Source organism: Brevibacillus sp. IT-7CA2, assembly GCF_949767855.1.
Lineage (GTDB): Bacteria > Bacillota > Bacilli > Brevibacillales > Brevibacillaceae > Brevibacillus.
In genome coordinates, this window is record NZ_CATKQT010000050.1 from 47304 (window position 1) to 59757 (window position 12454).

General features: G+C 37.1%; 15 protein-coding genes. 1 reads left to right on the forward strand and 14 read right to left on the reverse strand.

Translation table 11 applies throughout. From position 1 onward, the window contains the following. Positions 1 to 47: 47 nt before the first annotated feature. From ACM6JA_RS23045 to ACM6JA_RS23105, 13 genes are all read right to left on the reverse strand, one after another. A complete protein-coding gene (locus tag ACM6JA_RS23045; protein WP_414854225.1) occupies positions 48 to 419 on the reverse strand; it encodes a hypothetical protein in 372 nt (123 codons plus the stop codon). Between the two features lie 100 nt (positions 420 to 519). Then, the gene (locus tag ACM6JA_RS23050) at positions 520 to 1143 is read right to left on the reverse strand and encodes a metal-dependent hydrolase (protein WP_414854226.1); all 624 of its coding nucleotides are present in this window, start codon (positions 1141 to 1143) and stop codon (positions 520 to 522) included. Positions 1144 to 1327: 184 nt separating this feature from the next. Then, on the reverse strand, positions 1328 to 1546 hold the full coding sequence (locus ACM6JA_RS23055) for a hypothetical protein (RefSeq protein WP_414854227.1): 219 nt from the start codon (positions 1544 to 1546) through the stop codon (positions 1328 to 1330). A gap of 73 nt (positions 1547 to 1619) precedes the next feature. After that, positions 1620 to 1901 carry a hypothetical protein gene (locus tag ACM6JA_RS23060; RefSeq protein WP_414854228.1) on the reverse strand — a complete coding sequence of 94 codons (282 nt, stop codon included), beginning with the start codon at positions 1899 to 1901 and terminating at the stop codon, positions 1620 to 1622. 84 nt (positions 1902 to 1985) lie between these two features. Then, positions 1986 to 2270 (reverse strand): hypothetical protein, encoded by a 285-nt coding sequence (locus ACM6JA_RS23065; protein ID WP_414854229.1) that lies wholly within the window; start codon positions 2268 to 2270, stop codon positions 1986 to 1988. Positions 2271 to 2372: 102 nt separating this feature from the next. Further along, the gene (locus ACM6JA_RS23070; RefSeq protein ID WP_414854230.1) at positions 2373 to 2807 is read right to left on the reverse strand and encodes a hypothetical protein; all 435 of its coding nucleotides are present in this window, start codon (positions 2805 to 2807) and stop codon (positions 2373 to 2375) included. A 213-nt stretch (positions 2808 to 3020) separates the two neighbouring features. Beyond that, complete coding sequence (locus ACM6JA_RS23075) at positions 3021 to 4229, reverse strand: replication initiator protein A (RefSeq protein WP_414854231.1); 1209 nt, start codon at positions 4227 to 4229, stop codon at positions 3021 to 3023. Positions 4230 to 4698: 469 nt separating this feature from the next. After that, positions 4699 to 6030 carry a hypothetical protein gene (locus ACM6JA_RS23080; RefSeq protein WP_414854232.1) on the reverse strand — a complete coding sequence of 444 codons (1332 nt, stop codon included), beginning with the start codon at positions 6028 to 6030 and terminating at the stop codon, positions 4699 to 4701. A 1085-nt stretch (positions 6031 to 7115) separates the two neighbouring features. After that, positions 7116 to 7712 carry a hypothetical protein gene (locus ACM6JA_RS23085; protein ID WP_414854233.1) on the reverse strand — a complete coding sequence of 199 codons (597 nt, stop codon included), beginning with the start codon at positions 7710 to 7712 and terminating at the stop codon, positions 7116 to 7118. Then, positions 7699 to 8472, reverse strand: coding sequence for a ParA family protein (locus tag ACM6JA_RS23090; protein ID WP_414854234.1), 774 nt, complete (start codon positions 8470 to 8472; stop codon positions 7699 to 7701). The genes ACM6JA_RS23085 and ACM6JA_RS23090 overlap by 14 nt, the downstream gene beginning before the upstream one ends. Before the next feature lie 926 nt (positions 8473 to 9398). Continuing rightward, positions 9399 to 9602: a hypothetical protein gene (locus ACM6JA_RS23095; protein ID WP_414854235.1), complete on the reverse strand. Its 204-nt coding sequence runs from the start codon at positions 9600 to 9602 to the stop codon at positions 9399 to 9401. A gap of 317 nt (positions 9603 to 9919) precedes the next feature. Beyond that, positions 9920 to 10753 carry a transcription termination/antitermination NusG family protein gene (locus ACM6JA_RS23100; protein WP_414854236.1) on the reverse strand — a complete coding sequence of 278 codons (834 nt, stop codon included), beginning with the start codon at positions 10751 to 10753 and terminating at the stop codon, positions 9920 to 9922. An 83-nt stretch (positions 10754 to 10836) separates the two neighbouring features. After that, a complete protein-coding gene (locus ACM6JA_RS23105; protein ID WP_414854237.1) occupies positions 10837 to 11244 on the reverse strand; it encodes a sigma factor-like helix-turn-helix DNA-binding protein in 408 nt (135 codons plus the stop codon). Between the two features lie 589 nt (positions 11245 to 11833). Between ACM6JA_RS23105 and ACM6JA_RS23110 the strand changes: the two genes are divergently transcribed. Next, positions 11834 to 12202 (forward strand): helix-turn-helix domain-containing protein, encoded by a 369-nt coding sequence (locus ACM6JA_RS23110; RefSeq protein WP_414854238.1) that lies wholly within the window; start codon positions 11834 to 11836, stop codon positions 12200 to 12202. A gap of 53 nt (positions 12203 to 12255) precedes the next feature. On the opposite strand, the gene ACM6JA_RS23115 is transcribed toward ACM6JA_RS23110, so the two are convergent. Next, positions 12256 to 12396 (reverse strand): hypothetical protein, encoded by a 141-nt coding sequence (locus tag ACM6JA_RS23115; protein WP_414854239.1) that lies wholly within the window; start codon positions 12394 to 12396, stop codon positions 12256 to 12258. Positions 12397 to 12454 lie beyond the last annotated feature (58 nt).

Sequence of the window (12454 nt, forward strand, 5' to 3'; positions counted from 1 at the left end):
CCGGATTTATAAGTTAATAGATGCTGTTCTCCGTACATAAAAACCTCCTACGTTGCAAATAGCCCCATAAAGAAGGACACAAGACGATCAACTGTAAAGGCAATCGCTAAAGCTATTACGCCCCAAAAAGCAAAGCTATTTGCAGTTTGGATTTTATTTTGGTTGCCACCAGCGGTCCATCGGACAACCACAGAAATAATGAAAAGAATGACGCAAGCATACCCAGCTAATTGTTGAAATGCCGAAACCACTTTTTCTGTAACCGATTCACCTGTTTCAATTAATACTTTGGTATCTGGATTAATTTGCAGCTTCCCCTCAGCAAATGCCTCTATCGGTGCCATTAAAACCAGAGACATGACAAGCGTAATCAAAATTAGCATTGGCACAAACCACATTCTCTTACTTGCAATATTCATTTATAACCCTCCAAATTCACGTTAGAATCAGCGCTTCTTGTCCACTTCTGATCTGTTACCTACACTTCTATCCCCCCTTTCCAAAGTAATAAAAGAAGCTCTACCAAAACCGATGAACAAAATTCTGAATCGGTTGGAGAACTTCTTTATTGACTACTTGTATAATCATGACTAATATCCAAACCTGAGAACCTCGATAGACCACCCATCGTTCCAATAAAGAATTTGTAGACATTATTGGAATTCTTATTCTCATTGGTATTGGCCATAGTAATGAAATCCCTTCGGTGATTATGTCTAAAACTAGATGTGAACCGTATCCAATAAGTACTGGTACGATTAACTCAGGCTTCCAAGAGTATGTGAGAGATAAAACTAACCCCAAACCTACAAGTGCGTGAGTAGGACTTTCTCTATGCCGAATCATTACTAGAAACAAAAGAGTCAAACCGACCAAAAGAAGCCACCATATTCCATTGGAGGCTCCTGTATAGGCTAGGTATGCTCCGATTAGAGTAAATGCCAGTGGGCGTAAATAAGATGGGATGATCGGCAAGAGTAAGCCACCGATTCGACTCCTGGGTTCATCTAAATCAGGAAGTAGAGATGATAACAAAACTGCACCTAACCCCATTCCCCACATCGGTAGATCCTCCAATGTTTTGGGAAGAGTATAGGTGCAGTAAATGGCCGTAGCGACAGTAACATGTGTACGTCCCATCATATTCGTACTTGGGCTCCTATCCCTTTCAGTTCTTTGTCAACCAGTGCAATTTCTTTACGCAGCTTTTCTATTTCTCCGCTTGAGCAGCTCCGTAGCTGTCGAATCAAATTGTGTCTCTTAGAAAGCAATTTTTGAACGTGGAGCACACTTTGATAAAGAATCACTCTATAAACCCCCCTTTGTTTTATATTTCAAAAGGCAATTCGTATTCCTCACACAGCTCAATCACTTCTTGCTGTGTTTCATTGACAAATAACTGAAACTCAGGGTTTTCTATAACACTAGCCACCCAACACCACTCACCGTCTTGCTCGATGAGTGAAATGTTAACGGGAACCTTTTGATCTAGATACAATTGCCGTTGCTTTTCCACTAGGTCACTATAACGATTGGTCTGTGTCATCATAATCTCTCCTTTTTCGGCAAATAAAAAATAGCCCTCATGCTCATTCAGAAGGCTATCCGTAGTTTTGAATTTAAACATTTGGTTTTTTGCTTGCTTTCCACGTATACAGATATATCAAGGTCGACACAACCGCAGAAATGCCGAAGGACCACCATCCAACCAGAAGCGCTTTTTCTTTCCAGTATTGAATCATCTGGCCCATTTCCAATGGTTTCAGCTGATCTTGCTGCATTCCAGGAGGAATGCTTATCGAATCTGAACTAACATGCCCCAACCAATAAAAAGTATATGCTCCAAGTCCGACCAAAATCGGGGTCAAAAAGTGATAGAAGATTCTTTTTTGTTTGGTCAATGAATGTTCCACCTCTAGTCAGCCAGTTTATACAATTTTTTCTTTTCTTGTCCCTAATATTACGCCAAAAAATTAGAATACCCGTTATTTATAATGACTCAATGCCATGAGAGGACTATTGAGAAAACTATATAAGTCAATCCATTTCATTGCATCAGTGCGTGCTTCCTCAAGTGTTTCAGAAGATTTCCCATCCTCTGCATTAGAATCGTATATACCACGCTGATGTTCTATAGTGAATATGTAAAAGGCTTTACGCTTTTGATCTAGTTTTTTGAATATCGTGACCTTTGCTCCTTTATACCTTCCCCTCCATTCATTTACCTGCTTGGGGTTGGTTACCATGAATTGGTATGGACGTAATTTCATCCATAATCACGCTCCTTTCATAAGGAAAACTATGATTCATGTACTTTCAGGCGTAAAAAAATGAAGTATGCACACTTCTTGCACTTCATATTTGTCAATATATCACAAGAAACTAATCATGACAAGATCGGGGTTATTATAATCTTCATCATCATCTGATACCCATTCATGCAAAAGCATATTGGCTTGTTTCTGCTCTTTTACAGTAATTCGATCAAAGGCCACATAGAAAGTAGAAGCAAGCAAATTTTGAACCTGATCATACCGACGTTGATATGAAACCTTTCGAGGAACCCAAGTCTTTGTTAGATGATTAAATACGATATGGTCATCTATAATCAGAGTCAGTTCCTTAATATTTCGTTTCTTCACTTCTTCTAGCAAATTCACGATGGAATCGTATAAATCTACACGTTTATCCTCCTGACAAGAAGGTGCAATCGCTTCCCATACTGTCTCTCCATCTGGACTCTTCAACCAGGACACTACAAACCGCTTCTGACTCAACCAAACATAATCAGTAATCCCTTGAAACATATGTTTCCCCTCCATTCAAATAAGGCCTTGCCTACCTAACTGGTAAACAAGACCTCGTTTTGCTGTTGTAGCTATACTATTACCACTTCTATTCTCGCAAGTTCTTTTGCCATATTCAAGCAAATTCTTCTTGTGGTTATTATCAGTGTGGGGTTAATCAAAGAAAAATGCCCTATAGCCTAGAAGGACTGGCAGGGCATTAGGTTACGTAAGCTAATTTTGAATGATGGATCGTGACAGGATACCTTCTATCAAACGCGGAATTTCATCAACATCGGTGAGCGTATTGGCTTCCTCTTTCCTGGCAATCGTAGCAAACCAATCACTCGGGTACATAATAAACTTATCAGTACGTGGTGGAAAGTAAAATGACTTTAGAATTTTTATTGTTTCCAACTCAGCTAAAGCTTGCTTGATCAATTGTCTATTTCTGCTTTTAGTATTATTGGAGGAAAGCCCAATGATCTCAGCTAACTGATCAACGTTAAACTCATACCTTCCTGCATCATTTAGACTCTCACCACATAATTTTAAGTATATCGCTTGTGCTGTAGCACTCTGTAGATCTTCTAATAGTGCAAGACTAATAAAACTAACGTATCCCTCCATTAAGGAGAGCTGTAAATAATCAGAAAAGACTATTGTCTGTTCTACAGCATATACATTCTCGCCACTCTTTAATTCTACTTTATTTTCACCTTGGATTAAATGAAACTTGGTCGTCTCAATTCGCTGGTTCTTATTTTTAATGTAGTAGTTCCTCATGACAACTGACGTGTCATACAAGACAGATAGAGATTCCTTCACATTAGCATAATCTTTCCCTGTAGTTCCGATATTTACAGTCTCACACAACTCATGAAGAGTAAACGTTACTTTCTTTTGCTTTCCACGCAGCTCCCAAATCTTATGAAGTCCTAAAAAAACCCTTGTATCAAATAGGGTGACCAATCTACCAGATGAATTTTCGTAAGTGAGGATTTTCTTACCGTTATCTGACTTTTCAAGAACAATCCCCTGGTTCTTATTTGTTGATGATTTTTTTGTTCTGCTGCTACTTCCACTTACGAATAAAACAGCACCATGGTCGATCACATTTTTACTTACTTGTACATCATGTGTCTTGTAACTCTCCGTTCTTTTCTCTTGAGCGAGACGTAGAATTTTGATGGAGTAATCTATTATGGTTAAGGATTCCAGGTCAATATTAGGATTATCTTTCTTTTTCCCCAGATCAGCTTCATATTTAATGAGCTCATATAGTTTATGAGCTTGTAAAGCTTCTGAAGCTCTTTCAAATACTAACTGACGCATTTCAGCTACATTGTTGGGTAATGTTTTATCAAGAGTGATTAGTTCTTTGGAGAACTCATTCAGCTTATTCTGTAGTTTCCCTTTTTTGGTTGATGTAGAAGAAGACATTAGGTGTCACCTCCGAATCCTTAGTAAGGATCTTCTATTTCTTTCCTAAATCCTTTTAACTAAGTCTATAATCTAAATCCTTTTAAATAAGACAATAATAATAATACCATATAACGCAGTAGCTTGAGAGCTTAGATGTATCAAGGGTTTGCCGATTTCCAAAAAAACTTTTGTAACGCCAATCAGCATTTCACAACTGATTGGCGTTATTCACATTTGAAATGTATCTAGTAACAATCCATATTATTCAATTAACAGTTACTAAATATCTATTCACTATTACAAAATATCTATTCACAACATCAAAGAGTAAAAAAAAGGAAGCCAGAGTGGCATCTATGTGGAGGAAAAGGTGCATTTTTCCATATAGTTTTGAGTAATTACCGGGAAATTTCCGCTATACTTTTGGGAAAATCTAAAGGAACCAACACAAATAGCACTGACCTTTTGGCCAATGCGAAAATAGGGGTTACGCCGCTGGTGACAGATCACGAATTACTTGATCCAGCAGCACGACGTAGTTTTCTTGTAATTTGATTATTGTATGTTCAATGTTTCTTACCAATAATCGTGGTGACACTACCGTTCTTGTATCAATTACACTGTCGGTCTTGGCCTTCAGTGATTTTACTAAATCGTTGGCAATTTCAGTCGCAACACTACTGTGTTCATCTGATTGTCTTGAGGATTTATTTATTTCGCTTTGGATTTTTGCCTTCATCCACTTTTTAGTACATTCCTGGAGGAAAGCATATTGTTCCCGTAATTGTGTGATCTCGGTTTTGTTAAAAAGATTGGGTTCGTAGCCAATCCAACTGTTTACATTCACACGTTTTTCGGATAATTGCTGGTGTGTTGCGATCAACGTATTGGCAATAGATTCTCTTTCAGCTAACCGAGTTACGGTTTCAACCATGAGATGCTGAAGTGGCTCTTGTAAGAAGTTTAGAACAATTCCTCGATAGTATGCAGATAACTGATCCGGTTCCATTTTGTCCATAGTTCTTACTTGTGTAAGCAATACATCAAGTGATTCCTGGTAGATTTGCCGGGCAAGGTCACGATAGGAAGGTCCTAGTACATTAAAGAGATACTTTGCAACGCTAAGTATTGCCTCGTAATGTTTATCTGTGATAGCGCGATCCATTTGATGCTCGAAGATAGACCACTGTAGTAGAGATTTTTCTGTGTGATTTTCTAATACTTGTGCGATCTGATCCTCAGTAAAAGTAAACTCAATAAAGGTGTGCTCTTTTCCTTTGGTATCTTTTTGTTTAATCTCCTCGAAATGTATCGGCAGCTCGTCGGCCTTGCTCAGTTCAGTCAAGGCATGACGAAACTTCACTTCATCGACTGGAAGAAGTGATAGTAGTTCATCTTTATGGATACGAACTGTATTGGCAGGTTTATTTTTGTTATTGCTTTGAATGGAAGCTTCATAGGCTGCGATTAATACAATACGCATCGCGTTCACTGGTAACTTCCTGAAAGCATCGCAATAGAGGAATTTATAGTGTTTGCAATATTTCGTAGTAAACTTATTAAACTCTACCGCGGAAGTTGTTAAATTAAAGATTAATGCATCAGGATCTTGGGCATGACGAGAAAAGTGGCCAGAGGCAATTCCTTTACGGATGACTTTCTGAACCCACCTAACATCTGATTTAATGGCTGCTGCCCACTCCTGTATGCTCCCACGAACTTGTCTGTTCCAGTCGATATGGAGCGAGAAATAGAGATTAAGATTGATTTGCGTTGCATTCATTTCTCTAAGTTTGGATATCATTTGCTGTGTAATCAACTACTTCTCACTCCTTTCCCGGAACTTTCCCTCTACCATACTACTCTTGGTAAAAGTGCTCAATTCGTACTAACGAATACAAAACCCTCGTACTAGCGAATATGTTTCTGTTTTTCACTTATAATTGATCCTCGTACTAACGAATACGTTTTTTAAGGTTTCGTTTTTCAAACCCCTCGTACTAGCGAATACGTTTTTCATCTTTGACGAATTTTAGTGTTTTATGGCATTAAGGCAAGGTCTACTGCTTAATACGGAAAACAGGAAATTATAAAGTCAATATTTACCCTCGTACTAACGAATACGAATGAAAATCTTGGTAAGAACTTTACCCTCGTACTAACGAATACGTTTTTTTTTAGAGATAAAACCAACCCCTCGTACTAGCGAATACGTTTATCTATGAAAAAAATTTTTTGATCCTCATTCTAGTTCTCTTAAGTCTATCTCTCGTAAACTAATGTTCAATAGAGCATGAATTATGGACATTCTGGCATGTATGAAGCATTTTTACCTGAAAATGAACTGATTTTCTTGTTATCGAGGCCTTCTATGCCTTATACTGGAATTAGCAAAGCCATATGACTTTCAGTTCATAAGAAAGACGACTCCTGACTTTCTTATTTTGGAAAGTAGAGTTGCATAGCCAGCATATTGTCTTGTTGGAAGTGTTTTGTTCAAAACGATGTTGGTCCATCGGTTGAACAGAGCTGAAGCCATTGGTTAACGATCGCTACCCTTTGTGGTAGCTTATTTTTTTATATGATTTTTACTATTCGATGCTAAAAATAAAAAACACCTTGTTTAGCGAACAGGTGTATAACTAAGACGCCGATTTGCAGAAAGCCTACTTTCGCAAGAGTGAGCAAGCAATTTCCTACCTTGACCCTGATCGTTGTTTCTAAATTAACACCATAAATAAACATTTGCCAAGCTTTATTTTTACCATAAAATAGTTTTCATTTTAGTCACGTTCTAGTATAATATTTCAAATTTAATAATATCTGATCGTTACAAGAGCCACTTCATTTGAAGTGGTTTTTGTTTTGTATCTATAATAAGAAAAGCGTCCCCATAAGGAGACGCTATTTTTTATTCTTTATGAAGCCAGCTTTCTGGAGTTCCTGTCGTAATACCTGATTAACATAATCTGATTGAAATCCTTTACCGAATTTCTTCTTTACTTTGTCCAGTGCTGATATCACGTCAGGTTCTAAATAAAATCCTTTCAGGGTCTTCTTATTGCCTTTTTTATCATTATATATTTGAGCGATTAGATCAAGCGTATTCCCTGTACCAACAACATCTGGCTGGGTATTCCGATCAATATCATTAGTATTAACAGCTTCATTATTAACTTCACTATCAATGTTGCCATTAAAATTATCATCAATTTCATTAGTATTAGTATTAACAATAACAGTTTCATTATCATTAATGATATCGTCTTTTTTCTCATTATCAGAGATATCATTATTATCATTAACATCATTATTTACATTTTTACTAACATCATTATTAACATTGATGTCAGGTTTTTGATCAACATTATCAAGGGGTTTGGCTGTGTTGTTCCCAACCAAATCCTCAGTATTTTTTTCATCTCCAAACACAAAAATTTCAGCAGCTGTCCTTCTATTTTTTATTTGATTTTTCATCCGGTCGGCTTTACTTGCTGACACGAGCGTTCATCTCCTTAAAGAAATCTTCAAATTGATCTAAAGCTTCATTGATCTCTGTAGGATTATTTTTAAAACCGTAATACGAAAGTCTACCAGTCGCTGCTTTGCGTTTTAAAATGGTCTCGAAAACTAGTTCAGGATATTCTTCCGCAATAAGATCGTTAAAAGCCTTTGAATCATAACGTCTAACATCATTTAATGTCCGCAGAATACCAACGATATTGAGCCTAGGGTTTAATTGTTTCGCTACTTCCACTGAATCCAAGAAATTCGGGACAGCTGAGTAGCACCAAGCTGAGGATTCATACATAACTACCACGTAGTCACTTGCTACAAGAGCATTCATTGTATGCTCAGACAAAGACGGTGGAGTATCAATTATTATGTAATCATATTTATCCTGAAGGGGTTGCAAAATCTCCTTCAGCTGTAGGTAAATAGCCTGGCTCTTTAACCCAAACATCTCAAATAATGTTCTGGGCAAAATTGCGAGTAAATTGTTAGCTGGAAGGATATCAAGGTTCTCATTGATTTTATAGATATACGGTTCTGCATTAGTATCACGTAGAGCTTCAAGAATTGTTTGATCACTGAATTCATTTGCAGTTTTATCAGTAAGTAGCTCAGTCAAGTTTCCTTGACAGTCCATATCTACCGCGAGTACTTTATAGCCTCTAGAAAACATGTGGGAAACGATTCCCGCTGTTGTTGTTTTTGAACAGCCACCTTTTTGAATACCAAAACATATGACAGTTGCCATATATTCTACCTCCTTTTTCTTCACTAATTATTATTCTACAAAAGATCGGGAACTCCTCCTATAAACACGAGAAACCCTAATATAACAATAAAAAAACCTTACATGAATATTAATAATCTTATTTACGACAACGACAATATTAATAATAATGGTTATGTAAATAAGTATATATATGATAAAGAGAATATATATGATAACTTTTTTAAAAATGATTACAAATATATTTTTGAAAAAGTTATCATGATTAAATATAATAACGTATCTGATAACAATATCAATCTTTTTATTGATAGTATTAATGTTTATAGTTATGTAAATGTCCATGAAAATATTAAGGATTATAATTAAGATGATATTGTTGAGAATAAAGACATAAACCTTTTCTTTATCGTAAATAAATCTAATGACAATATCATTATTAAAATAAAAAAACCGAACTAAACGGAACGGTTTTTTGTCATTTACAATGGCGAATAAATAGTCCTGTACTTCCGGTTTTTTTGTACAAAGAATCAATAATTTTGGAGCTTATAGAGGTTGTTTCTAACGGCGATCCGATTGTTTCGAAATGCCATGTTTATATCCTTGTCATTACGGACGAGAAACACGGTTTGTTGAACACGTAGGGCTAGTGGACATTGAGATAATCACAATAGGGCTTGACCACCCCAGCTCTTATGGATCGTGATGCAAGCTTTAAAAACGGTTCGGACATATATATGAGAGTAGGGGGCTTCACGTCGAGAAAATACCTGTAGTGAAGCGCTTGGTGCTCTGTGTACGAAGAAAATATAATATTAGACTAATGTTGCAGATTGCCGCGGATTTTTGTCACGGAAAATCGTCAGGTTTTGATAGTATTAGACTGCTGCGCCGACCACAGCTGCCGGAGCTGACGTTCAGTCTTTATTATCTCAGTCTAATTTTTACTTCGAATATTTAGACTCCAACCACAGGTATATTTTCTCTCTAACTTCTGTATCAAACCATCCCCATTGAAGAGCTAAGCCTTTAATGTCAGTTGGAACTTCTTCGACAATAATTGTGATTTGTTCTTCGTTCGGTTTAGTTCCTGTTATATCCAAAAAACAATCGTGCACTTGAACTCTCATGCCTTGAGTTTCATTCATTTTCAGTACCTCCAGAAATCATTATTCCGTGTACCATAGGTCTAACGCCCAATCTGCTTAGTTTTGCAAAAACCGCGCTTGGCAGGGTGTGACCGGTTACCTGAAGCGTCCGGGAATCCACGATCTTCTCAGTCGCTCGCCATATCTGAGCGAATTTCCGCACTACCTCCGGTTGATCGCTGGTTCTCGCCGTCTCCCAGTACACCATCGACTCGTACATTCGACGCCCGGCCCGTAGGGTACCAGTCACAACCCGATGATAGGTTGAGCCTCCTTTTCAGGTGCATATCTTAGGAACCCGGGGGAACCTAGTCGTATTAATTATGCCGCCATCTATTGAACGATGAAAACAAAGTATTAGACTGAGTCTGTGGCGAGAGAAGTAAATTCATATGTTTTTCCAGGTACGATATAATGTGAGGCACAATAAATACACCGGTTGTCAAAAGTGAATTTGATAACGTTGTGTTGGGATCAATTACCTTCCTTGTTTCAACAAACAACTGTCCCGAGAATCTGAAAGTAGGGGTCTTGCCCTTTCTCCAGCCCCCACTATGTTTTATAAAGGACAAGAGCTGTTTTTGTGGATGCTCTAAGGGTGTATTTGTAGAGGAAATACCTTGCAGGAAGGAATTCGCCTTTGATTTCAATAGGTTCAAACGTTCTAATAAACCCACACGGCTTAACTGTTGCAACCAATAGCGCTTATCTTTCGGATTATTACTTGTATTGGCCAAGTGCAATGCGTTAGCATGATCCAATGAATCGGGTTCTGGCTCTTCTTTAACAGCTACTTCGAAATCATAGGTTTCTTCAGTAACAACCTCAAAAAATGATTCAAATTCTTCTTCATCTATGCTGTATTGAAGTATTTTCTGCACAAAGGGGATCTTTTTGATAAAAGACCATAGTTCACCGTCTTGTTTTAAGTCGAAACCAGCAATATCCATTTCAACGAAGATATATCCTGGGACGATGCTTCTTGCTGTAGTAGGAGCTGACTCTTTTCCTCGAAATCTTTTAGTGAATACTTCAAATGCAATGACGTCTTTGATCGCTTGAATACCGTAATTCTTCATTTGTCGAAGAATTTCACTCTTCGCATGTATTTCTTTACCATTCAAGACTTGTATCGCAAAAATCGCTGACATAATTGTCATCTCCTTTATTCACTGCTTCATTCCTCTGTCCAAAGCCCTTTGGGAGGACTTTCGGCAAAAGAAGCCAGCCATTTTTAAGTTTGTGGCTGACTAGCAATGTGTTTAAGAACCTTTTGAATTACAATTTGAAAAGTTTCTCTGGTTTTTTGCTCAGGCATCCCAAGGATAGATTTAATCTCTTGATAGGATAACTGCTGCTCATAACGGAGAAGAAAAACAGTCTTCTCGATAGGTTTTAAAATATCGAGCCATTCCTGTTCTACTTTTTCTCCAAGTCTTAGACCAAGTTGCTGATATGCATGCTGGCAATGATTAATCATCATCAGGATTTCTTTCTTCCTCAAATACACATCAATATCATTAGGCCTTCTAATAAATGATAGGTCTGTTTCGTCTGCCTCAAGTTGCCCCAATTCTGAGCGGTATTGCCTTATTTGTTTTCGATAAGCAGCATTCAGCTCTAACCATTTTCCTTTAGACATAAGATCCTCCTGAAAACTGATAAGTAAATATGAACTTAATAGAAATATCTATAAAACATGTACTTTTTGTTTTAAGAAGCCCCTATATAGGTCCTATACTACTTTCTAATTGGAACTAGAGAGGTTTTCTTATAGAGAACGGTAGCCGGGATCGATACTTCCGCTTTATATTGAGTGAAGTACATTATGTCTAATCTTTATCGGGGAGTTTATATTGCATAATAAATCACCATAAAATACATGAAACATGTACACAGGATCATTATAATTACATCATTGGTGAAATGCAATAAAAAATACATGATATATGTACTTATACCTAGTTTACAACTTCCTAATCAGCGAAATATCATGTATAATATTCATAGACTTTCCCCCAAAGTCCACGATTCATGTACAATACCCCAACATCAAAGTCCATAATTCATGAACAATGGCTTGTCTACCATATTTTGTGAAATTCCAATATTTCTATGTGTAATTATGGTGATTTTGCCTTACAATGAGAGTATAGGAACACAAAACTTCATTTGTATATTCCATTGAACATGAATTTACTAAGTAAGTATAGAAATTGGGTGTGATAAAAATGATAGGGCAACGGATTCGTTTATTGCGAAAAATGAGGAATTTGACCCAAGCTGATCTAGCAGAAGCTTTAGATGTTGCAAAAACTACAATAAGTGCATATGAAAACGAAGTGAACGAACCCAATCATGATATGCTAAAAAATTTAGCTGATTTCTTCAACGTATCAGTTGATTATTTGATTGGAAGAACGGATAGCCATCTTCAAGATGAAGTGAAAGAAGGATTAAAGTATTCTGAAGATCAATTAAAGAAGATCGATGAGCTCCATGAGATCTTATTGTCGATTGAAAACGAAGAAATGCGTAACATGATAATACAATCGGCTATCATGTATGCGAATGGCGTAAAAGCCTCGGTTAAAAAGTAAACATGGTATAAAAAACATCCCGTTCAATGGAACGGGATGTTTTTTCGTATTATTCATTTTCGCGGCAAGCTATATGACTCAATTTGATTGATAATGTTTCGAGCTTTTTCATCATTTTCTGAGAAATAGACTAGTAATGAGAGTGCCTCCCTTATCATTTCGTCTGTGATGATCTTGTCTTCTGTCTCATTCATCTGTTACACTCCTTACGACCTCTCAAAAATGAAAAATCAAACGGCACATATAACAAGA

Coding starts and splice junctions, on each gene's coding strand:
- ACM6JA_RS23045 (WP_414854225.1), bottom strand. CDS start 419: ATGAATATTGCAAGTAAGAGAATGTGGTTTGTGCCAATGCTAATTTTG.
- ACM6JA_RS23050 (WP_414854226.1), bottom strand. CDS start 1,143: ATGATGGGACGTACACATGTTACTGTCGCTACGGCCATTTACTGCACC.
- ACM6JA_RS23055 (WP_414854227.1), bottom strand. CDS start 1,546: ATGACACAGACCAATCGTTATAGTGACCTAGTGGAAAAGCAACGGCAA.
- ACM6JA_RS23065 (WP_414854229.1), bottom strand. CDS start 2,270: ATGAAATTACGTCCATACCAATTCATGGTAACCAACCCCAAGCAGGTA.
- ACM6JA_RS23070 (WP_414854230.1), bottom strand. CDS start 2,807: ATGTTTCAAGGGATTACTGATTATGTTTGGTTGAGTCAGAAGCGGTTT.
- ACM6JA_RS23075 (WP_414854231.1), bottom strand. CDS start 4,229: ATGTCTTCTTCTACATCAACCAAAAAAGGGAAACTACAGAATAAGCTG.
- ACM6JA_RS23090 (WP_414854234.1), bottom strand. CDS start 8,472: ATGGCAACTGTCATATGTTTTGGTATTCAAAAAGGTGGCTGTTCAAAA.
- ACM6JA_RS23095 (WP_414854235.1), bottom strand. CDS start 9,602: ATGAATGAAACTCAAGGCATGAGAGTTCAAGTGCACGATTGTTTTTTG.
- ACM6JA_RS23100 (WP_414854236.1), bottom strand. CDS start 10,753: ATGTCAGCGATTTTTGCGATACAAGTCTTGAATGGTAAAGAAATACAT.
- ACM6JA_RS23105 (WP_414854237.1), bottom strand. CDS start 11,244: ATGTCTAAAGGAAAATGGTTAGAGCTGAATGCTGCTTATCGAAAACAA.
- ACM6JA_RS23110 (WP_414854238.1), top strand. CDS start 11,834: ATGATAGGGCAACGGATTCGTTTATTGCGAAAAATGAGGAATTTGACC.
- ACM6JA_RS23115 (WP_414854239.1), bottom strand. CDS start 12,396: ATGAATGAGACAGAAGACAAGATCATCACAGACGAAATGATAAGGGAG.